We start from the raw sequence: 26,291 nt of genomic DNA, 5'->3' as shown, positions 1-26,291 counted from the left end.
CAATGCTGAATCGGTTAGTTTTTCTGGGTTTATAAACGTTTAATAATCTGCTTATTTAAAGCGTGAGAGTTGATACGGTTTTGGATCGATAGGGTGATCTTCATCAAAATAGTAGTTGGCAATCATTTGCGCACTAACGACAGCTTGCGTTAGGCCTAAATGTTGATGCCCAAAGCTTAAAAAGAGGCGTTCGATTTTGTCGATGACTGGCAAGGAGTCTGCGGTCGATGGTCGAAACCCCATCCATGGCGTACTATCAGTAGCGTCTAACTCGGCTTTGAGCATAGGCTGCGCTTGTTGTAATAGCATATGCGCGCGCTGCATATTGGCATGGGCATCAAGTCCTGCGTATTCTACTGTGCCTGCCAAGCGTAGCCCCTCTTGCATCGGTGTCATGATAAAACGGCGATCCATGCTTGATACCGGTATCTGCAAGCGCGTACTTTCATGCGGTAGCATTAAGTGATAACCGCGTTCGGTATCTAGCGGCACATTCACGCCTGTCAGTTGCTTGGCCAATGCTTTAGAGTGTGCGCCTGCGGCTAGCATCACTTTGGACGCTGTCATATCACCTTGGCTGGTTGTTAGGTGAATACCGTCTGTATCATTGGTCGCTGCAAGAACATGGCAATGTTCAATGACATGACCGCCTAACTTTCTAAAAGTATGGTGAAGCTGATTAATAACAGCTTTTAAATTGGTTATATGTCCTGTATTTGGAAAAAATAACGCCGCTAATTGGTTATCTCGTAAAGCAGGTTCACGTTCTAATAACGCTTCTTTGGTCAATAGCTCATTATCCACGCCAATATCGTTAAGTCGACTACCATGTGCTATGAGAGGATCGACGCTACTTGTATTCTCGACCGTCAATAATGAACCTTTTACCTGTACCCATTCGTCCAATTGCCACTGATTGGCAAAGCCTTGCCATGCTTGCAGACTGTTTTTATTTAAGTTTAATAATGCTTGATGAATACGCGCAAATGGCTCAGGGCGCATATTCATCAATAGCTTCATTGCCCAAGGCATCAAGCGAGGTAGATAGCGCCAGTCTATACGCAGTGGTCCAGTCGGATCGATTAACATGGCTGGTACATGACGCAGCATGCTGGCATCTGCAATGGGGAATACTTGCTCAGTAGCGATATGACCTGCGTTACCAAATGATGCTCCTTGACCAACTTCGTTGGCGTCTAGCAGTGCGACCTTGACGCCTCGTGCTTGCAACGTCACTGCCGCCGCTAGACCGATAATACCGCCGCCAATAATATGTAAGTCGAAGTCTGAGGTCGTCATGGTTTTCTCGATTACGTTCTGTCGATTAAGGAGTTTTAAGAGTGTTCACGCGTTTATCAATAAACCTGTCATTTCATAAATAATGCTGCGATTTTATTAAGATGGGATTCCCCATTTAAAGGGATCGTCTTCTTGCACCATGAGCGTGGTTTCAGCACAAACATAAGCATGACCACAAATCGTTGGGATGATGGTTTGTGCCGGATAAGCTGCACCAGCTGGATTATTGAGCCTAGTACTAAGATCGGTACTCAGATCAGTATTAAGCTCAGATACATACTGATAACTGCCAGTAAATACGCTGCCGACGACGCCTTGTTGCTGCCATAATTTTTCAGGAGCGAGTTTATTGTCAGCCGCTAGGCAAGCAAGTTTGGCACTTGTGCCGGTACCACAAGGGGAGCGATCGTAGGCTGAACCTGGGCACAAAACAAAGTTTTTACTATCTACTTGTGTATCATCGCTATCGGCAAATAACTCAATATGGTCAATCTCGCTACTGTTTTCGCCAGTGATATTAGCAGCGACCAGTGCTTGTTTGATTTGCATGGTTACTTGAGTCAATTTTTCGACATTATTTGCTTGAATGTCTTGTCCATGTTCACTGACCAAAAAGAACCAGTTGCCACCCCAAGCGATATCACCGCAGATAAGCCCTAACTCAGGAACGTGAACTTCGACTTGTTTTTTATAACGATAAGAAGGGACATTTTGTACACTGCAGCTGCCATCATCATGTAGGGTTGCTTTAACCAGACCTACGGGAGTCTCAAGCCAATGTACGCCTGCTGATATTTTTTGTTGATAAGCTAAAGAGACGATGACGCCAATCGTGCCATGACCGCACATGCCCAGATATCCAGCGTTATTAAAAAATATAACGCCCGCTGTGGCTTTAGGATGGCTTGCGGGAAGAAGTAGCGCGCCAACAAGGACATCATTGCCACGAGGCTCTAAAATGATGCTTTGACGTAGATGATCAAAATTTTGTTTGAAGGATTGCAGCTTGTCTTGAATAGTATCGCCGACGAGGTCAGGAAATCCGTCATAGACCATGCGAGTAGGCTCACCGCCCGTATGCGAGTCGATAATTTTGAAGTTAAATAGAGAAGAATCCATGACCGACATCCTAATTCATCCGTGAAAAAGTAACATTCCATTGTTGTCTGTTAGACCTTGTCAAAACCATCCTGTTAACGCGGTCTGTATATAGAATGAACTTTTTTAGATACAGCGTCTTGCTGTTTTCTGATGAAAAAATGCGCATTCCTGCACAGTGGCTCGGTGTACACTAGAGGCTATAATGATGGTGTTTAATGGTCAAAAGACATCGTGAGATAGCTTCTGATTAAGTAGTGTTTTGATAGAGGTTTACTATCTTTAGCGAGAGATAAGCAAGCAGTATTGCTTGTTCATGACTGGGATTTAGATGACAGGGATGACATAGGATGATGGATGTAATAGAAGAGGCGGGGCTTGTCGGCCTTACTGCCTCGTTGCGGCAGAGCATGGCTACTTATTATTCAGAAAGTAGTGAGGCATTTATTGGTAATGTCTCATTATTACTACCTCTACTTGGTACTTTAAAGAATGTGGTGTTTTTTGTGAAAGATGAGCAGGCACGCTATCAGCTGGCAAACAAAACATTGTTAAAGCGTTGTAAGTTAAGTCAGCATAGTGATATCGTGGGATTTACCACTGAGCAGGTGTTTTCTCATCAGCAGAGTAAGGATTATATCTTGCAGGATATGAAAGTGTTGCGAGATGGGAAATCAATCGTTGATAATTTAGAGCTGCACAGTTATGCATCTGGTCAGTTAGGTTGGTGCATTACCAATAAACTGCCTATCTATAATAGCAATCAACAAGTGGTCGCAATGGTTGGGATATCCGTCGATATTGATGAAGATAACGAACGCATTTTACGTAAGCATGCGCGCTTGGCGGAAGTCGCACAGTTTGTACGTGGCAATCTTGATCAGAAAATTAATATCGCAGAATTGGCGGAGCTGGCACATTTGAGCTTATCGCAGTTGGAGCGCACCTTTAAAGCGGTGCTCAATATGTCGCCCTTACAGTTTGTACAAAAGCTGAGATTAGAATATGCGGTTAAGCTATTAGCCATGCCTGAGATGTCAGTCACTCAAATATCATTGAACTGCGGCTATAGTGATCATAGCGCCTTTAGCCGCCAGTTCAAACAATTTACAGGCTTGTCGCCCAGCCAATTTCGCCAAATGCATTTATCATAAAAAGTTAAATCAGTATCCAACCACAGCTGCATCAACGATACGTGGATCAGACGAGCCGTAGACACCATTTGGCGTAATCATAATCGACTGGGTTGAGCCCATGGCTGATTTTGGACTGACCGTATGACCCATTGATTCAAGCTTTTTAACCGTATCAATATTCAGTGCTTTTTCGACCCGAATCTCATCAGGCAGCCATTGGTCATGGATACGCGGTGCGTGAGTAGCCTCAGCAATATTCATATCATGATCGATGACGTTCGATATTATTTGGGTAACGGTGGTGATGATGCGGCTACCACCAGGGCTACCCGTGACGATATATGGTTTACTGTCTTTAAATATCAGTGTCGGACTCATAGAAGATAATGGGCGTTTATTGGCTTCAACGGCATTTGCTTCACCGCCCAATAATCCATAACCATTAGGCACACCCGGTTTGGCAGAAAAATCATCCATCTCATTATTGAGCAATATCCCCGTACCTTCAGCGACAAGACCTGTGCCATAAGAAAAGTTCAGCGTATAAGTATTGGCTATTGCATTGCCATCTTTATCAACGATAGAGAAATGCGTGGTCTGATCACTCTCATAGGGTAGAGGGTTGTTGGCTTTGATGGTAGACGCTGGTGTGGCTTTGTCTGGATTGATTAAGGTGCGTAGTTTATCCGCATAAGCCTGAGAAGCTAAACCGCTGGCAGGCACATCGATAAAGTCAGAATCGCCCAAATACTCTGCGCGATCCGCATAAGCTAGCTGCATGGCTTCCGCCATTAAATGAATGGTTTGCGCGCTGTTTTGACCGTAGTCTTTTAGCGGATAACCTTCTAAGATATTTAAAATCTGCACGATATGAATGCCACCAGAAGACGGCGGTGGCATGGAGACAATCTCATAACCACGATAATCGCCTTTGACGGGCACGCGAGCGATGGCTTCATAGTTGGCTAAATCTTGTAAGCTCATGCTACCACCAGCCTCATTGACCGCTTTGACCAACTTACTTGCGGTTTCTCCTTTATAGAATCCATCCGCCCCTTTTGCGGCAATCAGTTTAAGAGACTTTGCAAGCTCCGGTTGTTTTAAACGCTCACCGGGTTGATAGGCGCTACCATCAGGTTTAAAGAATATCTTTTTGGTACTTGGCCATTTTTGCATGCGATCGCTTAACGCTTCTAACGACTCGGACAAGCCTGCGGTAACTTCAATACCATTTTCAGCCAGTGCAATGGCTGGTGCCATCACCTGTCCGCGGCTCATCGTGCCATGTTCTTCTAATGCTTTAAGTAATCCTGCTACTGTTCCCGGTACGCCAACTGCTAGACCGTGATAACGAGACAAGTCGCTGACCGCATTGCCATCCTCATCGAGATACATATCACGAGTGGCAGCACTCGGGGCTTTTTCACGGTAATCGAGTGCCACCGTTTTGCCTTGCTTGGCATCATAAATCATCATAAATCCACCACCACCGATGTTACCTGCGCGCGGTAAGGTAACGGCTAGCGCAAAGCCAACGGCGACGCCAGCATCAACCGCATTACCACCGTCTTTTAAAATCTTGAGTCCAATATCAGAGGCGAGGGCTTCTTGGGTGGCGACCATGCCGTTCTTTGCCCAAACAGGGTGGTGAATCGCATCTTCAGAATAGATGGCTTGATCGGTCTTGGCATTGTTAATCGTGGAAGTGAGGGCATTGATTTTGGCTCTTGTCACACGCTGAGTTTCAGATATTACAGTAGGATTATCAGCCATAATCGCGAGATTGATGGCGCTAGTGTTAATCGATGTTTGGTTGATAGTAGTTGATTGATTGGTTGTCGGCTCAAGCGCGTGAGCAGATAGTGATACTAAAAATGTGCTACTGATTAACAAAATAGCCGCTTTAATATTTGCTCTACTTTGAGAATTATTGTCAGCAGTGCGTATGTTGTTTTTTGATGTAGAGGTTGGCATTGTTAAGTCCTTTTTACTTGGGCGAGAAAGCAGTAGTGAGAAACTTGTTTTGTATAAAAAAACCAAAGTATTTTCTTAATAAATAGGTTCTAATATTACTAAATTGTAACGCATTGTGATATAAATAACGGTACTAATGCACACTAATTATAGACTGGCTATTTATACAAAGAGATTACTATGTCATCAAATCATATTAATAATCATAATCGACAGCGCTACTCTGAGATGACGAGTCATCATTCGTCTATCAATAATAACGACCATGTATATCAGGTAGGTAAATTGACGTCTATCGCCTTGCTGGTTGGCACTACGTCTCTGGCTCTTTTGGGCTGTCAATCAAGCCCAGCGGTATCATCGCCTGCGCTGTCAAAAAGTATGATTGATTTTAGTACCGCTGATAGCGCGCAGAGCCAAGCACAAGGACGCGCATTTAATGCCAGCCTCACAGCCAAATCTGAGCGTTATCAGCAATTATTTTACCAAGAAAAATATCCCAATACGGACAATCAAGCCAAATCACATTTACTGGCAGCTATTCGTCAGCATTTGGCAACAGAACACGTATCAGTCGCGCAAGCCAATTATCAAGCCGTTCCTTTTATTGATCCAGATAGTATCGATGCCGGTTCTAGTAGCTTGCTTAGAACAATTATAGAAGCCTATGCTTATAAGCCTGACGGTGACTATGATGAAAGTGATTATGATGAAAGTGATTATGATGAAAGTGATTATGATGAAAGTGATTATGATGAAAGTGATTATGATGAAAGTGATTATGAGGACAGGCAAACTGAGGCTATGGCAGAGTTAGCAGCGGTAAGTGCAGAGTCGAATAAATGCAATGACAATGAGGACGATGACGCTTATGAAGTCTGTGTTGTAGAGGATGTTAACTATGACGAAAACGGTTATAGTCGCAGTGACTATCAATCAGAGAGTTACGGCGAAGGGAACTATGACACCGATGATTATGAATCAGACAGTGCTTTTTCAAAGTTATCAAAATTAAACCCAAAAAGCATGATAGAGCAGTATGAAGCCGTACAAATGGCAAAACAACAACCAGAGGATGTAGAACAAGGTAGCCAATCAGCAACGTCTACGGGCGTCATTGGTCAAATGCTGAGTATGTTCCATCGCACGCCGGAACAAATAGCTGCGTCAAATGCTTATCAATATCAAAATTTAACGTTTAATAGTGTCAGTCAGTACAAACCCAAACAGCGACAACTGCAAAGCGTCTATAGCTATGACTATGTGACGCCGACGATTGCCTCATCCATCCAGATACCGTTAGCGTTCGATTTTAACCATAGTAAAGTCGCGGTAGACCCATCGGCAATCATGCCTATCGTGGCGCTTGTTAATCCTGAAAACACCCCTTTACCTAACCAAATGACCTCACATACCGTTAGTTTTGGGTTGCCGGAGAGTATTACCGCGCAGCTGCCGCCAGCAGTGCTTTACGATGCCGCCATTGCTGCCATACAGAGCAGCATGGCAGAGCTAGCGCCTGAGCATTTTAGCGCGGTAGATATTCGCAGTGATGCCTTTGCCAAAGAAGTCGGGGCGAGCCGAGCGGTAAAAGTCTATTTTGGCAGCAAGCAAAGCGGTGAGATGATCGGCAAAACCCTAAAATACATGACAAAATCGCTGCAGGATTATGTCGATGCCAATCCACAGAAATATCCTGATGGCGCTATGCTAAAAACTGCGCTTGCGAAAGTGCAGCTATACAATAAAGGCTACCAAAGTGCAGATGTGGGTGCGCTATTGCAGCTTATTGAGGCCATCGGTCCGATATCTTTTAATCAGATAAATTACTATTATTTAGACCGATCAGATCGCCTGCTTGCTAAGCAGCAGCGGGTGAATATCGGTGGCGACTTGATGGGTTCGACAACCAGCGTGCTGAATCAAATACGCTATGATAAAAGAAGCTTTAATAAACATGCACTAACGCCTTTATTGACCGAGTCTTTTGGCGCAAATGCTAAAGCTGCTATTGATGGCAATGCATGGATGGCAGAGCAACGCCAACAAAAGGACAGATTGCAAACGGCACGTGATGCCCGCTATGACTATAGTGGGAGCAGTGATGATTACAATGATGATGACTATAGTAGCGATTATGCAGATGGTGATAGTGGCTATGATGCAGCAGAATATGACAGTGCTGATAGTCAAGATGACACTGATATCGAAGACGATGCTGACAACAGGGTAGATGATCAATAACGCTATCTTGTCATGTTCAAGCCAATATTTATTAAGGATAAAAAATGAAAAAAGCACATCAAATCATTGCAAGTCATCTTCCGTCAGCGAGCCTTGCGTCAGTTCTTAAGGGCAATCGCCTATTCGCTGGCGCGTTGGTCACAGGAGCACTATTGTTAACGGGCTGCCAATCTACCAGTCTTGACCAATCCAATGCTATGACTGCTAAGCAAACGCCAGTGGCAGCAAAGACAGCGTTGGCGACTGCGTTACAGAAACAGCGCCGACAGTCTTTTAGTTACCATAGCAATCTGGAGATCAGTAACGAGCAGCAGTTTAGCGATATTGATACTAAAATAGATGCCAAAGCGCCAGTCGCCTCAGGCTATATCGATGAATACTGCGAAGACACACACGATCAAGCGTATGCCGCCTTAATTACCCAAGTAGAAGCGCAAAATAAAGACATTTTGGCAGCAGATTATGATGCTCAGCGAACGGTGCTCAAAGACACTTATCTTGAGTGTACGGATGCCTATGAGGCATGGGTAGAGAGTAAGTATGATAGTGAAATCACTGCGCCAGCGTTTTACCAACAGTTATTTGATAATTACGACGACCGATCGACAGCGCAAGATATCAAAAAAGCAAAGTTGCTAGATGCTTATGTGCTAAAGCCGCTGTTTATCAATGCGCAAGGCGTCTATCAACCGATGGCTGGCAAGGCGACGATGTTGGCGAGCGTGCAGTATCAAGCACGTAATCATCAAAGCAGCATGAATCAGCCGATTTATCTGGATTTGAAAAACGGTAATATTTATCTATGGGCAGATAATTTTGCGATGCTCAATTCAGAACTGTTAGACGATAAGCTCGGCATAAAGTGGCGCAACAAGTGGTTAAAACTAGCCATTGATGACGGCACCTTACCCAAAGGCTTTGGTAGTGAATTGATAAAAAGCCACTTTGCAGCGTTAGATGCCACATTTGATGCTGCACCTGTCAGCCAGTTTGATTATGTCGCCCCTAATACGCTAGCCTCGCTCTCTCCCAAGCTGCCCGCGCATCAGCTACCAGCCATGCTGGCAAGTAATCAAGTCATTCGCCGTGTACAAAGTGCTGAGAGTTATGAGCAGTTTTATCAAGTCTACATGCGCATCATCTACGAGCGGCTAAGTCAGCGATATCCAGAACTGGTTAAAGAAAGCGCGGCTTACGAGGCAGGCGACACAAATGCTAAGAAATTTACCAGTAAAGCGTTGGTGCAGCAAATGTTGGCAATGATAAAGAATGACATAGATAGTGGCAGTGAGACAGTAGATGAAACAATGGCAGAGGCAAAAGAAGAGACGAAAGAAGGTACAATACTAGCGAAAGCAGAGACACAGCAGTTGTATGGCTTTGATAAGCGTGGTCAGCTCAAATGGCAGCATCTGCGTAGTGAGCTTCCGAGTGAAACTTCCTCTAATAATATGGTCATGGATATTTTGCAGCAGTATTCCGCTATCAGTACTAAAGACATGGCGTTTCCCAATTTACCAAACGAGGTACAAGTGCCTAATGCCAGTAATAGTATTGATGTGCGCGAGTATGGCAGCGAGTTGATGCAGTATTATCGTGATGGCAATGGTACTGCGATGGGTAAGATGATGTTTAGTGTCATGCCGATGGCTAAAGAGAAGTTTGGGGCGATTGATTAAATAAAATTAAATCAGACTAAATCTACGACATTGAGGACGAGATAATGAATTTTGTGACCATTGATGTTGAAACTGCAAACAGCGACGTAGGGTCTATTTGTCAAATAGGCTTGGCTAAATATTTGAACGGTAAGTTAATTGATACCTACTGTACGTTAGTATGTCCTCAGACTTCTTTTAGTCGTCAAAATATGGAAGTGCATGGTATTACCAGTAATATGGTAAAAGATGCGCCGTCTATGTATGACATTTATGGGCAAATATTAAAATTTGTCGGTGAAAATGTTGTCGTTAGCTATACTGACTTTGATCAAAGGGCGTTGACAAAAAGTCTAGAGCTTCACAAATTACCAATACCAGAGCTACAGTGGGTCGATGCCACAGTGTTGGTACGTAAGACGTGTCAGCGTTTTGCGGTCAAAGGTTATAATCTGGCGAATGTCTGTAGAGAATGGAGTTATCAGTTTGACCATCATGACGCGCTAGAAGATGCCAAAGCATGTGGCTTTATAGTTGTAACCATTCTTAGAGAAAATGGTTTATCAATTCATGATTGGGTAGAATATAGTAAATACAGTCGCAATTATCCTCAGCAACAACGTGCAAATAGTAGAAACTACCCCAGTAATATCACAAAAGTTGGAGATGAGTCGGGGCGATATGCCGGACTCAATATTTGCTTTACAGGTAACCTTAGTATCAGTCGAGGAGATATTGCTGAGATAGCAGCCAAAAATGGTTTTAATGTCAAAGCGGGTGCTTCGAAGAAATTAGATTATCTCGTGGTTGGTGCTCAAGATTTAACGTTGCTTGCTGGTCATGAAAAAAGTAGTAAGCATCGCAAAGTAGAAGAACTGATTCAGAGTGGTTTAGATATCAAAATTCTTGAAGAAAGCGCCTTTTTACAGTTAATTAAAATATCAAAGTAATGCGAGCCTCAACATTAAAACTAAAAAGCGCACCGTTTATACGATGTGCTTTTTTATGTGTTCATAATCAGTCTCATAGGACATTCAGCATGAATGCAAAATAGCCTATTAATGACGAATTACATGCCTTGATGTGGTTTGCCATGCATTTTACCGTGCTTTGAGCCTTTATAACCTTTAGCCATTTTTTCGGCTTGCAATTTGGCAAGCTTGGCGCGCTGCTCAGCAGTCAATACTTGAGAGATAGCATGTTGAGTCTGTACTCGCTCAATAAAGCGTTGTTTGGTTTTCGCCGCTTGCTGGTCAGCTAGACGATTAACGGCGGCTGTATTCAATGTGCTGGCACTGGTCAATGCTTGCATTTGTTGCTGCATTTGCGTACGTTCTGCTTGGTATTTTGTACGGTCAGCTTTACGATCGCCGTGTTGTGCTTGCATGATGGCTTTGATTTGCGCTTGTTGCGTGGCTGTTAGATCTAGTTGCGACATTGGACCTCTCATGCCGCCTTTTTTCATGCCATCTTTATGCTGCATTTTACTGGTCGTTGGTGTGGTATCAGTGGTTGCATTAACACTGGTACAAGCCGTTACGGTGAAAATGCTAGACATTGCTAATACTGAGCCCATTAATAATTTTTTCATCATCGTTACCTTAATTTATGGTGCATACGTTATTGGTTGCGAAAAAGTCAGTTTTTATCTGATCAGCTTATGAGTGGTAAGTGTCCCGGATAGCCACTATCCATCACAGCTTGTTATCAGTATTTGTCGCTGATAGACGCTATATTACGACAGTTAAAGGTTACGAACATTTATGAAGTATTAAGAAAGGTAACGTTTATAGCGAATCGATAAGCAATTGACTGATAATATGGCTCATAAAGCGATTTAACGCTTAAGGAGACAGATGTGCCACACATACTACTAGGCGATGATGACGAAGAATTGACCCAATTGTTACAAGAATACTTGCACAATCATGGGGTGACATGCGACTGCGTTCACGATGGTGAGGCTGTCATACAGAAACTCAAAACTGCGAGCAATAATGTGCTTAATGGTACTGCTGCTTACGACCTTTTAGTGCTAGATATTATGATGCCAAAAATCGATGGATTGAGTGTCTTGCGTCAATTGCCCAATATCAGTGATATCCCTGTCATTATGCTGACCGCAAAAGGGGAGGAGATTGATCGTATCATTGGGCTTGAACTTGGTGCTGATGATTATATTACCAAACCCTGCAATCCTAGAGAACTGCTGGCACGTATTAATGCCGTCATCAAACGCACCAGCGCAGCGACATCAGAGCATACGCCGCTACCAGAGAGCCGTTTGCATCTGGATCAAAACCAGCGGCTTTGTCAGATAGATGGCATAGAACTACAAGTGACGGGGACAGAATTTGATTTACTGGTTGCGCTACTGAAACAAAAAGGTGAGGTGGTGAGCAAAGCGTGGCTGTCAGAGCATGTTTTACAACGTGAATTACAACCCTTCGACCGTAGCCTTGATGTGCATGTCTCACGACTCCGCAAAAAACTCCAACCTTTTCATGATGAGCCGATCAAAGCGGTTCGTGGTAAAGGTTATCAGCTGGGATTGTAATGATGGACTCATCGATGAACGCTTCCAAGAAAGCTATTAACCATAAAATGCTTAAGCAAACACCAAAGTTTAAAGTGCGAATCACACTATTTTGGCGTTTGTTTCTAAGTCTATTATTAACAATTATCATCACCTCTATTTTATCGATCATGGTGGAGCGTTGGCTGGTTGAAAAAGCATTAACGGCTCGCATGAACGTACAAATTGATAGTTTATTGATTAAGCGTCAAGAAATGGTTGAGGCATTAAGAGCGGGTGATTTAAGTACAGTTAAGCAGATGTATCGTCAGGACCGTCAACTCATGAATCAGATAAGAGTTTACGATGAAGAAGGGGCGATTATATTTCCGCGTTATCGCAATAGAGATGAGCGTAGGCAAAAAGGTATGCAGGGTAGTCAGCGTGAAGTAGGGCAACTATCAATGCAGCCATCAATGCAATCAATGGCAGCTCAGCCCAATGTGGACAATAACAGGATTAATAGTCACGATAATAATAAAATGTCGAATGATAAGTCGTCATTCTTAAACCATATTCTGCAACCGATGATGCCAAATAGCGCTACGCTAGCTGATTTCGACAGTCGCCCTGAGTTGGCTGATGTGACGGTCGTCTTACCAGATGAGCAGTCTGTCATTATACAGTTACGTCCGCATTTGCGTTTTGCTGATGTTATGGCGCTGCAACGTGGCAATTTTCCCATACGTTTGCTATTTATTCTCGTTTTTAGCGTCTTGGTTTGTATTTGGCTGAGCCGTACAATGACTCAGCGTATCCGCCGTGTACAAAATACCGTACACCGTCTGATTGATGGCGATTATCAGACCCATCCAGACCTATCAAAAATGGGAGATGATGTGCTTGGTTTACTCGCAAAAGACGTGGCTAAACTATCAAAACGGTTGGCTGAGAGTGAGCTGGCACGCAAACAGATGCTCAGTGATATCTCGCACGAGCTACGATCACCACTGGCGCGTCTAGACGTTGCGACTGAGCTGACTCGCGACTTTGCACCTAATGCCAGTCGTTATCTCGACCGTATAGATAAAGAGTCGGCGCGGATGAATGAGTTGATTGAGCAAATCATTCATATTCAATCTCTACAAATGCAGCAATATACCATCGACAATATAGAAAACGAAGCGGTTGATATTTCTGACATCATCAGTGAAATTGGACAAGACGTTTGCTTTGAGTTTCAGCATAAAAACGTGCGCTGGCAATGGCAGCCGAGTCATGCATTGGTGGCAGACGCTTCATCTACCACTGATTCAACAACGCCTTGGACAGTACTTGGCAACCAAGAACAGCTGCATAGTGCGCTTGAAAATGTCATTCGTAATGCTTTTATGCATACTGCCTCCGATTCAACAGTCATTGCTGACATTAAAAAAGTGGAGATGGAGGGCAATAAGCCTGCACTTCAAATCAGCATCACAGACGAGGGTGGTGGCATCGCGGATAAGGACTTGGCACGTATTTTTCAGCCCTTTGTACGTCTTGACTCGGCTCGCCATCGTGAAACGGGGGGTTATGGTTTGGGGCTGGCAATCGTTCATGCCGTGGTAATGGCACACAAGGGTCAGATTCATGTCTATAATCGCCAAGATGATATCCAAGGGCTGGTGATGCAAATAACATTGCCTGTTAACTCTGAAGGGGACTAAGAGCAGCATAAAGTGGCGAACACGCGCTTAAAACATCTCTAAAGTGTGTATATAAGCGTGTGTTTTATTAAGTTTCAAAGCGGATTATTTCAAAAAAGTGGGAGCATTCAATATAAGCAAGGAGCAAAAAACATCTATATATTCATTTTTTGTTATATAAATGGATGAACGGTAATAAATGCCCGATGAGCGGCATTGTCTCTCTCTATATATTCGGTAATACTAATATATAGAGAGAGCGATTAGGGCTTTTCAAGATAAAAAGTGTTAGTTGTTGGTTAACAAGGTAAATGATGAACAAAAAACATTTACTCATTGTCAGCCGATAACGTGTTTTATTTTGTGATATCGACTCTCTGCAAGATGGATATTATCTCTGATTTTTAAATCTGACCAGTCTGTAAGGGAGTGCACACTATGAACCGCATCTATAAAGTAATATGGAATGAAGCCTTGAGCTGTTTTACCGCAGTTGGTGAATATGCAAAGGGGCGCGGCAAATCTTCCAAATCTAGCGTGAGCGCAAACGCGACCATCAATACGACTTCTAATCTTTCTTCTACCCAATTTTTCCGATTATCTACGATCGCCATAGGGATGCTGGCGGCTGGATTTACAATGTCACCGCAAGCTTTTGCGCAAGTGAATGTCGGCGGTGGTACGGGATCTGGTACAGCAATTTCTTCTTGTAATACAAACAGTACTGAAGCAAATGCTGAAGGCAGCTATTCGGTTGCCATTGGCTGTGAAGCGGACGCTGGGCAAAACTTCAATCTGGTCGATAGAGGCAATCCGTCATTTACTTGGACGGGTGGTTCACAAAACAACTCTGGTAGTACCGCCATTGGCACTGGGACAGAAGCCGGTGACGTCGCTACTGCTCTAGGCACTCAAGCAAAAGCCATTGGTCGGTCATCTGTGGCAATTGGGGCGGCAGCGTATTCTAATGGAAATACCTCGTTAGCGCTTGGACGTCAATCGGCAGCGACTGCTGACTTTGCTCAGGCTATTGGTAATGTCTCATCAGCAACGGGTCAAGGCTCTCTTGCTGTTGGTCATTCAGCACTTGCCTCAGGCAAACGTGGTATTGCGATTGGTTCAACTGATTTTGAAAATGCAGGTACAGTGGCTGATCAAGCAAATGTAGGTTATAGAGCGAATGGACAGACTCAAGCAGTTGGCAGTGATACGATTGCCTTTGGTAGTAATGCAAAAGCGACTGCTGATAACAGCCTTGCTTTTGGTGTCGGCTCTCGATCTAACGCAGTAAATGGCATCGCATTAGGTTCAAACTCTATTGCAAATCGTGCTGGTGGTGCCAGTGGTTTTGTGCCAGTAGGAGCAGATAGCTCAGTCATCCAAGCAACGGATAGCGTTACACTTGGCGCGGTCTCTGTAGGAACAGGAGCAGCGGGTGGCAACCGTCAGATTGTAAACGTCGCAGCAGGTAGCAGTGACAGTGATGCTGTCAATGTGGCTCAGCTAACGGGGCTGTCGAATACTGTCGCTAATAATAAAACCAAGTATTATAGCGTGGACTCAGCTGCTATCGGTAATGCTAATAACGACGGAGCGACAGGTTATAACGCCATGGCGCTGGGCGGAAATGCAAAAGCCACAGGCAGCCAAACCATTGCGATTGGCAGCTCAGAATTTGGGCAACAGACGATGGCAAGTGGTGAGCAATCGATTGCTATCGGTGCTAACGTCGTGTCTAGAGGGGCATCGTCTATCGCAATAGGCGGTGATGACCTAAATTTTGCATCGAAAACTAATATCGATGGTAGTCCGTTGTCACCATTAAATAGTGGCACAGTTAACGATGTTTTCAAATCCTACGTAGGTAAAGATTTGGTAGAAACCAATCAGTACAATGTTAATACCGAAGCTGGAGGTGCTGCGTCGATAGCCATTGGTGCAAAATCGCTGTCTAAAGGTGATCTGTCTACAGCCGTTGGTGTTCATTCCAATACCTCGGGAACGGCTTCTTCAGCGTTCGGTGTTGGTGCGTCAGCTAGCAAAGATGGTTCAGTCTCTTTAGGTGCAGGCTCTACAACAGCAACAAGTGCAAGCTCTGAAAAGACAATGACAGTTGGTGGCGTGGTATATGATATCGCCGGTAATGTCATTGATGATAAGGGCATGCTACGAGAGGGTGCGCAAGTATCCGTGGGCGTAGTAGGATCTGAGCGTCAGATCAAAAACGTCGCTGGTGGAGCTGTCACTGCGGCTAGTACAGATGCCGTGAATGGTAGTCAATTATATGCGACCAATGAAGCGGTCGGAAATAATACCACGACTATTAACAAAGGCTTTGCGCTAAAAGCCGCTGATGGTAATACAGTACAGAAACCATTGGGACAAGCCGTTGAGGTAGTTGGCTCTAACAGCAACATCGACACCCGAGTAAAAAATGGCAAAATCGAAGTCGAGCTCAATGACAACTTAAACCTAGGTACAACAGGCAGCGTTAGCACTGGCAACTTATTAAACGGCACAACGGTCAATGGTCTAGGTATTGTCACTGGCGGCGTGCTCACTGGCGTCACTACCGTTAGTGGTGCAGGTGTCACGGTAACGGGTGGAAACATATTTAACCCTACCAATGCCACGTTAACCAGCAATGGTCTGACCATTTTAAATGGTCCAAGCATCACCAAAAGCGGGGTCAATGCGGGTAATAAGAGAGTTATTAACGTTGATGATGGGGTTAACGCAAAAGATGCGGTGAATTTTAGTCAGCTAGAAACGACTAATACTAATGTTACGACCAATACTAACAACATCTCAACCAATACTACCAATATTGGCACCAACACTGACAATATTGCTAAAGGCATCAAGTTTAATGTGAATGATGCAAGTAGCGGCGGCACTCTCAAAAAAACCTTCACCTTGGGTGAAGAAATTAAGTTTGATACAGACAGCAATTTAACCACCACTGGCTTATCAACAGGCGATGGAATTGCTCTCGGTCTGTCTCCAACTTTAACGGGCCTCACTAGTGCAGATTTTGGTGGTGTTAGTATCTCTACTACTGGTATCAATGCCAACGACACCCAGATCAAGGGAGTAAAAAGCGGTGGTAATACAGTAAGCAATGCGGCGAATATTGGTGATGTACAAATGGCAGCCGCAGGAGCGAGAACCAAAGTAGTTAAAGGTACGAATGTTGCCAGTGTTGACTTTTCAACCGATAGCGATACTGGACAGGATGTCTATACTGTCAATGCCAATGGCGCCAGTGTTTCTACTGCAGATGCTAATGCACTAACAGTTAGCACTAGTGTCAAAGATCCTGATACCAATATCACCGACTATCAAGTTGATCTAAGCGAAGGTAGTAAGGCAAGCTTGGTAAAAGCCGATAGTGCGATGCAAACGGTAGTGACACAAATCAATGGTGCTGATGTCAAGACTTTGGATAAAGACAATAATACAGCCAACTTTATTACTGGTGACAATATTGTCTTGACCGCTGACAATGGCGGTATCAAAGTTGCTACTGCTGCCGACTTAGTCTCAACCAGCTTGACCACAGGAACTACAGTCGTCAACGCTGATGGTGTCACATTTATGGGTGGGACTAATCAAACGGTCAGACTCAGTAATAGTGGGCTGGACAATGGTGGCAATCAAATTACCAATGTCGCTAACGGTACAATAGCCAGCGATGCCGTAAACTTTGGTCAACTACAAGCCACGACCACGACCATCGATAAAGGTTTTGATTTCGATGGTGACACGGGTACTACCGTTAATCGTCAGCTTGGTGACAAGCTGACAATCAAAGGTGGCGCGACCGTGGCAAGTGACTTGTCAAATGGCAACAACATTGGCGTCGTTGCTGACGGTACCAGCACATTGACCGTGAAACTTGCGAAAGATTTAACTGGTCTTAACAGCGCAAACTTTGGTAGCGGTGTCAGCATCTCAGCCAATGGTCTGAACAATGGTGGCAATAAAATTACTAACGTTGCAGAAGCGACCACAGGTAAGGATGCGGTAAACTTCGACCAATTGTCAGCAACCAATAGTCTCGTGGCTAAAGGCATCAAAATCGGTGATGGCAATAGTGCCAACGACCAGCAGTTTGCTTTAGGTGATACCATCAACGTCACTGGTGATAGCAACATTACGACGATGGCCTCGGCAACGGGTGTTCAGGTGAAACTGAATAACCAGTTGAATTTAGGCAATGAGGGTAGCATGCAGATTAGTAATAGCATTATGAATAGTAATGGCTTTACCTTTACCGATAATGGTCCCGGTAGAACGGTTAGACTGAGCAGTAGTGGTCTTGACAATGGTTTTAACAGAATCACCAATGTAGCTGCTGGTATTGCAGATACAGATGCGGCGACTGTCGGACAGTTGAACGCCACGACGTTTGCCCTTGATCAAGGTTGGGGACTAACGGCTCAGGGTGATGTTGCCACTATGATCAAACAAGGCAGCGCCATCGATTTGAACAGTACAGATGGTAATATTAAAGTATCTAGATCAGCGGACAATAATGTTAGCCCTGACCTACGTGCCGCTGCACCATTGGCAGGCGCCAATGACATTAGCTTCGATTTAAATCCAGACCTGAATTTAGATAGCGTAACGACGGGTGATACCATTATGAATAATAATGGACTGACTATTACAGGTGGACCTAGTGTCACCAAAGCGGGTATCAATGCTGCTGACACTAAGATTACAAACGTTGTGAACGGCGATGTCTCTGAAGGTAGCAAAGATGCTATCAATGGTGGTCAGCTCTATGCACAAGGCAGTGGCATCAGTAGTATCATTGGCGGTGAGACAGTCTACAATCCTGTAGATGGCACCTTTACCAATAGTAATATTGGTGGTACTGGTCAAAATAGTATCGACGGTGCGATTGCTTCTATTAAGCAAGGAGAGGTCGTTATCAATGAAAACATCCAAGCCAACACTACCAATATCCAAACCAATACCACGAATATTGCCACGAATAAAACAAACATCGACACTAATACGACCAATATCAAAGTAAACAAGGATAAAATAGATGCGGGTCTCAATTTTGGTGCTGATAGCGGTGCTACCATCAACAAACCAGTAGGCGATGGCAGTGTCCTCACCTTCACAGGTGGTAATAACATCACCACCACAGCAGCAGGTAGTAGTATTAAGTTTGATCTAAACGGTAACATTAGTATAGATAGCGTCAAAACTGGCAATACGACAATCAATAATAATGGTGTCAGCATTGTCGGTGGTCCTAGTATGACTGCAAGCGGTATCAACGCCGCTGGCAACAAGATCACTGATGTGGCTGATGGTATGGCGCCCAGAGACGCTGTGAATATGGGTCAATTAGATGCTGTTAGTCAAAGACTTGGCAACAACATGAATGAGCTAGGTTATAAAATTGGTGAAGTCGAAGACGATGCAAATGCTGGTATTTCAGCCGCCATGGCAATGTCTTCACTACCGCAAGCTTACATCGCTGGTAAATCCTTAATCGGTGGCGGTATAGGAACGTACAATGGGGAAAGTGCAGTTGCTATTGGCTTCTCGAAGTTATCCAATGATGGTCGTTGGGTCATGAAGGTGAACGGCACCGCTGATACCCAAGGTAATGCTGGCGGCTCAATTGGTGCAGGCTTCCATTTTGATTAAAGCAATCAAGCCTACTATCAAGTAAAGTGATTTGTTAGTTATAAAAATTAGTCATAAAAAAGCAAGGCATTGGATGCCTTGCTTTTTTGCGACATGAGCATGAAGATGTTTTCAGCGTGATGATTTGGTAGTCACTATTTGATAATCACTATTTGGTAGTCACTATATGATTTTTACCAATGATTTGTTTTTCTTTAGCTCAATAGCCAAGCGATAAAAAGCCCTCATTCTATGAGGGCTTACTTATTTTTATAAAAGCAATTTTATACTCTGAACATGGCTGCATTTGGGGTCAATCCGACATAAGCCATGCCAGCTTGCTCCATCCAATGTGGCTGCACGATACCATGTTGTAAAATAGCATGAATGTCTCGATGCGCTCTTTCTATTCTATGTTTTTTATATAGCGAGACCGTACCAGCGACCGCATAAATCTCCGATACCATGGCTCTGGCTTCTCTCGCTGCCTCACAGGCTGCTGCCCACACATCAGCCAGCTGTATATCGGTAAAGGCATTCTGTTGCTGTGCTTCGTTCCATAATACCTCGACACTATTGTGTAATTGTGCGCGCCTAGATGCTAATAGCGTTTTGCTCCTAGCGATAGTCGCTTGTACTGCTGCACGATCACGCAAATCTGGGCTTTTGCCGGGCGTTACTTTCTCAAGGCAAATTTGGATTAACTCATCTGTCGCTGCTTTTAAGACACCTAGTGCCATTGCTGCACAGCCAGCGGCATTAATACAGCCGATTGGTAGGCGGCTATACGCATTATCGATGGTGACAGGGCTATCAAAATCGACCGCATAACGTTCCTGCACAAATGCGTCTTTGATGACGATGTCGTGACTGCCTGTACCATTTAGTCCACCAACATGCCAAGTATCAATCACCTCCACATCTTTTTTTGGAATAAAGAACAACTTTAGATTTGCACCCGGTCCAAGGGTGGTGGGTGAGCCTTCTGAGACTACCAAGCAGCGCAGCACAAACCAGTCTGCCAATTCACAACCTGATACTAATGTCCATTGACCTGAGACCGTATATCCTTCAGCGGTTTGTTTAGCAATCCCTTCAGGGCGTGCTGAGTTGGCATAGACATGAGAGGGGTCACTGTATATTTCCTTCATGCTAGGCTCGTCTAAAATCCGTCCAAATGTGCAGGCCAAATGATTGTTCCAAACGATCCAAGCAACTGAGGCTTCAGCACTGGCTAGCGTCTCATAAACCTTTAATGTTTCCACAGGATTGCCTTGCCATCCTCCCAACGATTTTGGCAGTCCCATTCTAAATAGCGACAACTCTGACAGTTTTTTGACCACTGTCGGTGCAATTCTTCTACAGGTTTCTGTTTCTTCTCTAGCCGATAAAGCTAAATCATAAATATCTTGAGCGGCATGGGATGGTAGAGCGTCTTTGTTACTTGATAAAGGTATATAACTCATAATATCCAACCTTATTTTAAATGAATAAAACAGTATGTTTATCTAAAATCAATTCTAAATTTGAGATATAACAACGCCTATACCAAGAATAGCCAACAGTTGACTGCTATACAACCAATAATTTGAATATATTAAATATTATATTGAGATGAAAAGTAGGAGTGATGATTCGATGAAATATTGAATACTATATTAGGCTTAAGAGTATCAATGCTTTACCTGTTTTCAGGCAGTCATTCGCTTTGATTGCTTTGTCTTAGCCCTGAGCCCAGCAATTATAATGGCGTTTTGTTATTAAATTCTCTAATCATTTAATTTTCTAGGGCATGTCCTCATTTTAAAAATGGTAATAAAAATGAGATAAATTGCCGTCAAACAAGGAAAATAGCGCAGATAATATCAGGATATTAACCAGCTATTTGACGATGTTTGGCAAGATTTGGCCATTTTTAGCCCATTTAGAGGATACTCGATTGAATTGAGGACACGCCCTAGTCATCTAATAGCAAAACACCCTTACTGAAAGCACTCTGTTTGATTGTTTATTGAGACTTGGGCGCATCAGGCTGCATGCTAGGATCAGCGTCAGCAAAGGCTTTGAGCGTACGGCAATGCGTGTCAATTTCGACGATATTAGGATAAGCACTTAAATCCACGTTAAAACGTCGCGCCGAAGAGACCTGAGGAATCAAATAGCAATCTGCAAAAGTAGGGCTGTCGCCGTAGCAAAATTTTCCACGGCTTTTGTCTTTTGCTAGTATTTTTTCTAACGCCGCAAAGCCCTCACTCATCCAACGGTTGCACCACGCCATGACTTTTTCTTCGTCTACTGACAGCTCATTGCGCAGATATTGTAAGATACGGCGGTTATTAATCGGATGAATATCACAACCAATCATAGCGCTAATGGCTCGTACTTGCATACGTCCAGCCGCGTCTTTAGGCAATAGCGGGTTTTTAGGATGAACCTCTTCTAACCATTCTAAAATGGCTGGGCTTTGATATAGTAATAAATCATCGGTCTGTAAAACAGGCACCAATCCTTGTGGATTGAGTGATTTAAAGGCATCTGCTAACTGCTCATCTTTTGCTAAATTGACCGAAATATAGTCATAATCTAAGCCTCTTAGATTCATCGCGATACGAGTACGATACGAGGTGCTGCTGCGAAAGTAGCCATAAAGTGTCATCATTGTGAATTCCTTTTATTATGGTAGGTTGTGAATGAGATAAGCGGTTATAATTAATGGTACGAAATGTATCTTATACAATTAAAAAACTCTTATGACGTTACCTCTTTAGTTCAGTTTTCATGAATATATTAGATTAATATGCCAAGTAAATTACTCATTGAGCAAAACATGCCAGCAGCTGAAAGCCCTTTAGAAAATCCCGTGACAACCAATAAAAGTCAAAGTGGCGTCCAGTCACTGGAGATTGGATTGTCGGTGTTAGACGTTCTTATCGATCATAATGAGCCGATGATGCTAAAAGATATTGCGCAAGTGATGCAGATGCATCCAGCAAAGTGTCACCGTTATTTGGTCAGTCTCATTCGTAAAAACTATGCGCGTAAGCTTGATGATGGTCGCTACGGGCTAGGCGATAGGGTTAACACATTGGCAGCATTGGGGCACTCTGGATTTAGTCAAAACAATATTTTAGAGCGGCTGACGCACATCGCTAATGAAATCAAAGACACCCTGAATTGCGGTGTGCAGATTGCCAAACGGTTTAGCGAAGGTCCTATTATTATTCAGTCCGTTGAACCAGATAGCCCGATTAGTACTATCACTCGTATCGGTTCACGTATGCCGCTGACGACATCGGCGACGGGGCAATTATTTGCCAGTTATCAGCCAGATGCCGTCATTCAGCCATTGGTCAAAGCTGAATGGCAGACAGACAATGAAGCAATAATCACAGAAAAATGGCAGAATTTCAGTCACTTGCAAGCCAAAATTCGTACCCAAGGCTATGCGACAGTGACGGGTGATATGCTCATGGGTATTAATGCCATTACGATTCCTGTCATAGTGCCGCCGTTTGTTAATAGCGCTGTTAATCTATCTGCTGTTAGTGGCAAAACTGCTAGCAAAGGACTACCACTAGAATATGCCATCACTATCATTGGAACGACACAGCAATTGCCTATGAGTGAACAACACAACGTGGTTGAGCAAATTCTAGCGATAGCGCAGCGTTATCAAATTGCGTAGCTGGTGCTTTTGCTACATAATTTTCACCATATAAACCGACTGTTTTTTGGTAGAAAACCACTGCGTAATTATTTTACTTCTTTAAACGAGACAGGCGCTACTTGCTGCTTTAGCTTTTTCGTATACATTATTAGCATCTAGACCAGTGGCATTCACTTCGTCAAGGTAATGCTGCGAGCCTTCCATTAATGGACCTTTCCAGTCTGGGTCATTGAGTGGATCAGGGATATCGATCATGATATCGCCTTTTTCTTTAGCGGCAGCCATTGCTTTGGCGTTACTGACGTCAAATACTTTGGAGACACGTGCTGCCATCTCGGCACCTGAATTGTCATCAATTACTTTCTTGAGATCATCGGGCAAATTATCATATTTATCTTTGTTCATACTGATAACAAAAGTAGAATTATAAAAAGGTATGTTGGTATGTGTATTGATGAGCTCATCAAGACGAAAAGCTTGAATGGGCTGCCAAGTAAAGCTGAGTCCGTCAATGACACCGCGCTGAAGCGAGGTATAAGTATCACTGGCAGGCATGCCAACGGGTGCGGCACCAGTCGCCTCGATAATGTGGCTAGCAACGGCCGAAGGTTGGCGAATACGCAAACCTTTCATATCGGCTGGCGTGCGAATGGGTTTATCAACCGTATGAAGAGCGCCTTGTCCAGTGCCTATCAGCGCTAGCAGGTGAGTATCTTCGTACTCATTTTTAATGACACCATCATCATACAGTTTATGAAGTATGCAGCTCTGCTGCTGTGCAGTATTGGTGATACCTGGCAGCTCTACAATTTGAGTCAAAGGAAATCGCCCTGCTGTATATCCTTGCGCTTGCATACCAATATCAACGATACCTTTTACGGTAGCATCATAAGTAGCCCCCGGTTTGCTAAGAGTAGCAGAAGGGTAGATCTCAATCTTTAAGCGGCCTTTTGATTCTTCTTCAATTTTCTTTGCCCATGGCTGCAATGCTTCGGTGTTTATGTTGTCATTGGCAGTCATAAAGTGTGAGAATCTTAGAGTAGTCACATCGCCTGTATCTACATCAGCGTTTATTGCTGGGTCGTTATTAGAACAACCAGTCATCGCGAGCGAGGTCGCTAAGAGTATTCCTAAAGGGGGTCTTATTTTCATCATTGAATCCTTTCATGATGGTTAGATATTGTTCGCTACCTAGGGCGTGTCATCAATTAGTATATTGATGCATTTAGTGGTCTTAAAATGATGGCACGCCCTAATTAGTCATATAAAAAGAGATAACGAACACAATAACAGGTCAATCACTCACCGACAGGCGCGCCTTCTCTTGCTTCAGCCAGTTCCTCTGCATGTAAAAACTGGGTATGAGCTGGTGCGCGTTTGGTAAGTGACCATTCTTCTAACATCTCATACTTCATGGCTTCAGTAATCATCGAGACTTTTTCTTCTGAGGTAATATCATCGTAGGTGAGTTCCATACGATGGCCGTTAGGATCAAAGAAATAGATAGAATGGAAGATACCGTGATTGGTCACGCCGACCACATCAATACCATTTTCTTCTAAATGCTTTTTTGCTGCCATTAAGGCATCACGGTCTTTTACCTTCATGGCTAAGTGTTGCACCCAATTTGGGGTATTCGGATCAAAACCCATTTCAGGCTGATTGGGCACTTCAAAAAACGCCAATACGTTGCCATTACCAGCATCTAAAAACACATGCATATAAGGATCAAAGGCTTTGGTCGAAGGCACGTGGTCTTCAGCAAATGCAAGGATGAAATCCATGTTTAGGTATTTTTGATACCATTCAACGGTTTCTTTAGCGTCTTTACAGCGATAGGCCACATGATGGATTTTTTCAATTTTAAAGCTCATATCAAACTCCTTTTGATAGGGAATGCAGTGAGTAATAGGCTGCCAGTACCGATTGACTATAGGTCGATGGTTGCTTGGCAGCTCAAAATAATAGTGCTCACATTTTTTCTAGACTATTTGTCAAAATCAAAGTTAAGCGCGGGCAGTACTTTGCCGCGTACTTCACCAAACCCGACACGAATGCCGTCTTTTTCGCTATAGCCTTTCATGATTACTGTGTCGCCATCTTCAATAAAACTGCGGGTCTCGCCGCCTTTTAAAGTGACAGGTTTGGTCGCATTCCAAGCAATCTCTAGCATTGAGCCATAAGAATCTGGCGTTGGTCCTGAAATTGTACCTGAGCCCATCATATCGCCAACCTCCACTTTACAGCCAGTGATGGTGTGGTGGGTTAGCTGCTGCGCCATTGACCAATACATATGCTTGAAGTTGGTCTCACAAACCACCGTTGCTTCGTCAGAATTTTTAGGTAATAACTCAACTGATAGATGGATGTCGTAGCTATTATTGCTGTCTTTTTCGTTTAGATAAGCCAGTGGTTTTGGCTCTTGAATCGGGCATGCTGTTTTAAAAGGTGACAACGCATCCATAGTCACAATCCAAGGCGAGACTTCAGAAGCAAAGGTTTTAGCATTAAATGGACCTAAAGGCACATATTCCCATTTTTGAATGTCACGGGCTGACCAGTCGTTGAGCAAAACCATGCCAAAAATATGCTCAGGGGCATTGTCTACTGCGATTGGTTGACCAATGCTATTACCTTTACCAACCACAAAAGCAGTCTCAAGCTCAAAATCTAAACGCTTACAGGCTGAGAAAATAGGGCGGTCGTCAGCGTTTGGCTTTAATTGACCAGAGGGGCGTATCACATCAGTGCCACTGACGATGACGGTGCTGGCGCGTCCATTATAGCCGACTGGCATTTCAGTCCAGTTAGGTAGTAGCGCGTTGTTTGGATCACGGAACATAGTGCCGACGTTGGTGGCGTGCTCTTTAGACGAATAGAAATCGGTAAAACCTGGGACGTGAACAGGCAGATGCATGGTGACGTCTGCTTGATTAAATAGCGCTTTTTTCTGCAAGTCTGCATTATCACGCAAGGCGTCGCTGACACTAGATAGGAGGGTTTGGATGGTTGTGCGTGCTTGAGTCCAATTGTCTCGACCTGAGTCAATAAAAGCGTTTAGCGTTGCTTGATCAAAATATGGACCGCCCTCTAAGCTCAGTAAACCTTCTGCTTCGAGCACAGCCAAATCCAGTACGTACTCACCGATAGCCACACCAGCGCGGCGCTTATTATCAGCAGCGTCTTTGGCATCACTAAAAATACCATAAGGTAGGTTATGAATGGAGAAGTCAGAATCAGCGGCGATATCGATAAAGGATGTGAGGGTGTTGTCAATCTTTGACATAGGTTGCTCCTTGCTAAAGCATATAATGAATTACGTTATAATTAACTACTTACGCATAATGTAATTTATCAAAG

The 26,291-nt window shown here is 43.8% G+C and carries 17 protein-coding genes; 8 read left to right on the top strand and 9 right to left on the bottom strand.

What is annotated here, in order from left to right; genetic code table 11:
• Positions 1-51: 51 nt before the first annotated feature.
• Together JMV76_RS01185 and JMV76_RS01180 are read right to left on the bottom strand one after the other, a co-directional pair.
• Complete coding sequence (locus JMV76_RS01185) at positions 52-1,299, bottom strand: NAD(P)/FAD-dependent oxidoreductase (protein WP_201501329.1); 1,248 nt, start codon at positions 1,297-1,299, stop codon at positions 52-54.
• A 96-nt stretch (positions 1,300-1,395) separates the two neighbouring features.
• A complete protein-coding gene (locus JMV76_RS01180) occupies positions 1,396-2,418 on the bottom strand; it encodes a proline racemase family protein (RefSeq protein WP_201501328.1) in 1,023 nt (340 codons plus the stop codon).
• A 329-nt stretch (positions 2,419-2,747) separates the two neighbouring features.
• Here JMV76_RS01180 and JMV76_RS01175 point away from each other — a divergent pair, with 329 nt between their 5' ends.
• A complete protein-coding gene (locus JMV76_RS01175) occupies positions 2,748-3,551 on the top strand; it encodes a helix-turn-helix domain-containing protein (protein WP_201501327.1) in 804 nt (267 codons plus the stop codon).
• 9 nt (positions 3,552-3,560) lie between these two features.
• On the opposite strand, the gene ggt is transcribed toward JMV76_RS01175, so the two are convergent.
• Positions 3,561-5,507: a gamma-glutamyltransferase gene (ggt, locus tag JMV76_RS01170; protein WP_227690002.1), complete on the bottom strand. Its 1,947-nt coding sequence runs from the start codon at positions 5,505-5,507 to the stop codon at positions 3,561-3,563.
• Positions 5,508-5,687: 180 nt separating this feature from the next.
• On the opposite strand from ggt, the gene JMV76_RS15020 reads away from it, so the two are divergent.
• The 3 genes from JMV76_RS15020 to JMV76_RS01155 are packed head-to-tail and all read left to right on the top strand — an operon-like array spanning position 5,688 to position 10,359.
• Positions 5,688-7,751 (top strand): hypothetical protein, encoded by a 2,064-nt coding sequence (locus JMV76_RS15020; protein ID WP_265090257.1) that lies wholly within the window; start codon positions 5,688-5,690, stop codon positions 7,749-7,751.
• Between the two features lie 44 nt (positions 7,752-7,795).
• A complete protein-coding gene (locus JMV76_RS01160; RefSeq protein ID WP_201501326.1) occupies positions 7,796-9,430 on the top strand; it encodes a hypothetical protein in 1,635 nt (544 codons plus the stop codon).
• Between the two features lie 44 nt (positions 9,431-9,474).
• Positions 9,475-10,359, top strand: coding sequence for an exonuclease domain-containing protein (locus tag JMV76_RS01155; RefSeq protein ID WP_201501325.1), 885 nt, complete (start codon positions 9,475-9,477; stop codon positions 10,357-10,359).
• Positions 10,360-10,478: 119 nt separating this feature from the next.
• Here the strand turns inward: JMV76_RS01155 and JMV76_RS01150 are convergent, their stop codons facing one another.
• A complete protein-coding gene (locus JMV76_RS01150; protein ID WP_201501324.1) occupies positions 10,479-11,000 on the bottom strand; it encodes a Spy/CpxP family protein refolding chaperone in 522 nt (173 codons plus the stop codon).
• A gap of 267 nt (positions 11,001-11,267) precedes the next feature.
• On the opposite strand from JMV76_RS01150, the gene JMV76_RS01145 reads away from it, so the two are divergent.
• The 3 genes from JMV76_RS01145 to JMV76_RS01135 all read left to right on the top strand — a co-directional run bounded on the left by JMV76_RS01145 (position 11,268) and on the right by JMV76_RS01135 (position 19,285).
• Positions 11,268-11,966 carry a response regulator transcription factor gene (locus tag JMV76_RS01145; protein WP_201501323.1) on the top strand — a complete coding sequence of 233 codons (699 nt, stop codon included), beginning with the start codon at positions 11,268-11,270 and terminating at the stop codon, positions 11,964-11,966.
• A gap of 14 nt (positions 11,967-11,980) precedes the next feature.
• Positions 11,981-13,633: a sensor histidine kinase gene (locus tag JMV76_RS01140; protein ID WP_227690000.1), complete on the top strand. Its 1,653-nt coding sequence runs from the start codon at positions 11,981-11,983 to the stop codon at positions 13,631-13,633.
• Between the two features lie 417 nt (positions 13,634-14,050).
• Positions 14,051-19,285: a YadA-like family protein gene (locus JMV76_RS01135; RefSeq protein WP_201501321.1), complete on the top strand. Its 5,235-nt coding sequence runs from the start codon at positions 14,051-14,053 to the stop codon at positions 19,283-19,285.
• A gap of 263 nt (positions 19,286-19,548) precedes the next feature.
• On the opposite strand, the gene JMV76_RS01130 is transcribed toward JMV76_RS01135, so the two are convergent.
• Both JMV76_RS01130 and maiA read right to left on the bottom strand, forming a co-directional pair.
• On the bottom strand, positions 19,549-20,730 hold the full coding sequence (locus tag JMV76_RS01130) for an acyl-CoA dehydrogenase family protein (protein ID WP_201501320.1): 1,182 nt from the start codon (positions 20,728-20,730) through the stop codon (positions 19,549-19,551).
• Positions 20,731-21,272: 542 nt separating this feature from the next.
• Complete coding sequence (maiA, locus tag JMV76_RS01125; RefSeq protein ID WP_201501627.1) at positions 21,273-21,920, bottom strand: maleylacetoacetate isomerase; 648 nt, start codon at positions 21,918-21,920, stop codon at positions 21,273-21,275.
• A gap of 141 nt (positions 21,921-22,061) precedes the next feature.
• On the opposite strand from maiA, the gene JMV76_RS01120 reads away from it, so the two are divergent.
• The gene (locus tag JMV76_RS01120) at positions 22,062-22,949 is read left to right on the top strand and encodes an IclR family transcriptional regulator (RefSeq protein ID WP_227689997.1); all 888 of its coding nucleotides are present in this window, start codon (positions 22,062-22,064) and stop codon (positions 22,947-22,949) included.
• Positions 22,950-23,030: 81 nt separating this feature from the next.
• Here the strand turns inward: JMV76_RS01120 and JMV76_RS01115 are convergent, their stop codons facing one another.
• The 3 genes from JMV76_RS01115 to fahA all read right to left on the bottom strand — a co-directional run bounded on the left by JMV76_RS01115 (position 23,031) and on the right by fahA (position 26,217).
• Positions 23,031-24,083, bottom strand: coding sequence for a TRAP transporter substrate-binding protein (locus tag JMV76_RS01115; protein WP_045454627.1), 1,053 nt, complete (start codon positions 24,081-24,083; stop codon positions 23,031-23,033).
• Between the two features lie 146 nt (positions 24,084-24,229).
• Positions 24,230-24,805 carry a VOC family protein gene (locus JMV76_RS01110; protein ID WP_201501319.1) on the bottom strand — a complete coding sequence of 192 codons (576 nt, stop codon included), beginning with the start codon at positions 24,803-24,805 and terminating at the stop codon, positions 24,230-24,232.
• A gap of 113 nt (positions 24,806-24,918) precedes the next feature.
• Positions 24,919-26,217 carry a fumarylacetoacetase gene (gene fahA, locus JMV76_RS01105; RefSeq protein WP_201501318.1) on the bottom strand — a complete coding sequence of 433 codons (1,299 nt, stop codon included), beginning with the start codon at positions 26,215-26,217 and terminating at the stop codon, positions 24,919-24,921.
• Between the last annotated feature and the right edge of the window lie 74 nt (positions 26,218-26,291).

Origin of the sequence: Psychrobacter cibarius (assembly GCF_904845955.1) — a bacterium.
Taxonomy (GTDB): Bacteria; Pseudomonadota; Gammaproteobacteria; order Pseudomonadales; family Moraxellaceae; genus Psychrobacter; species Psychrobacter cibarius_B.
The sequence above is the reverse complement of the archived record's forward strand: the minus strand, read 5'-3'. Positions and strand labels throughout refer to the sequence as shown.

Coding starts and splice junctions, on each gene's coding strand:
- JMV76_RS01185 (WP_201501329.1), bottom strand. CDS start 1,299: ATGACGACCTCAGACTTCGACTTACATATTATTGGCGGCGGTATTATC.
- JMV76_RS01180 (WP_201501328.1), bottom strand. CDS start 2,418: ATGGATTCTTCTCTATTTAACTTCAAAATTATCGACTCGCATACGGGC.
- JMV76_RS01175 (WP_201501327.1), top strand. CDS start 2,748: ATGATGGATGTAATAGAAGAGGCGGGGCTTGTCGGCCTTACTGCCTCG.
- ggt (WP_227690002.1), bottom strand. CDS start 5,507: ATGCCAACCTCTACATCAAAAAACAACATACGCACTGCTGACAATAAT.
- JMV76_RS15020 (WP_265090257.1), top strand. CDS start 5,688: ATGTCATCAAATCATATTAATAATCATAATCGACAGCGCTACTCTGAG.
- JMV76_RS01160 (WP_201501326.1), top strand. CDS start 7,796: ATGAAAAAAGCACATCAAATCATTGCAAGTCATCTTCCGTCAGCGAGC.
- JMV76_RS01155 (WP_201501325.1), top strand. CDS start 9,475: ATGAATTTTGTGACCATTGATGTTGAAACTGCAAACAGCGACGTAGGG.
- JMV76_RS01150 (WP_201501324.1), bottom strand. CDS start 11,000: ATGAAAAAATTATTAATGGGCTCAGTATTAGCAATGTCTAGCATTTTC.
- JMV76_RS01140 (WP_227690000.1), top strand. CDS start 11,981: ATGAACGCTTCCAAGAAAGCTATTAACCATAAAATGCTTAAGCAAACA.
- JMV76_RS01135 (WP_201501321.1), top strand. CDS start 14,051: ATGAACCGCATCTATAAAGTAATATGGAATGAAGCCTTGAGCTGTTTT.
- JMV76_RS01130 (WP_201501320.1), bottom strand. CDS start 20,730: ATGAGTTATATACCTTTATCAAGTAACAAAGACGCTCTACCATCCCAT.
- maiA (WP_201501627.1), bottom strand. CDS start 21,920: ATGACACTTTATGGCTACTTTCGCAGCAGCACCTCGTATCGTACTCGT.
- JMV76_RS01120 (WP_227689997.1), top strand. CDS start 22,062: ATGCCAAGTAAATTACTCATTGAGCAAAACATGCCAGCAGCTGAAAGC.
- JMV76_RS01115 (WP_045454627.1), bottom strand. CDS start 24,083: ATGAAAATAAGACCCCCTTTAGGAATACTCTTAGCGACCTCGCTCGCG.
- JMV76_RS01110 (WP_201501319.1), bottom strand. CDS start 24,805: ATGAGCTTTAAAATTGAAAAAATCCATCATGTGGCCTATCGCTGTAAA.
- fahA (WP_201501318.1), bottom strand. CDS start 26,217: ATGTCAAAGATTGACAACACCCTCACATCCTTTATCGATATCGCCGCT.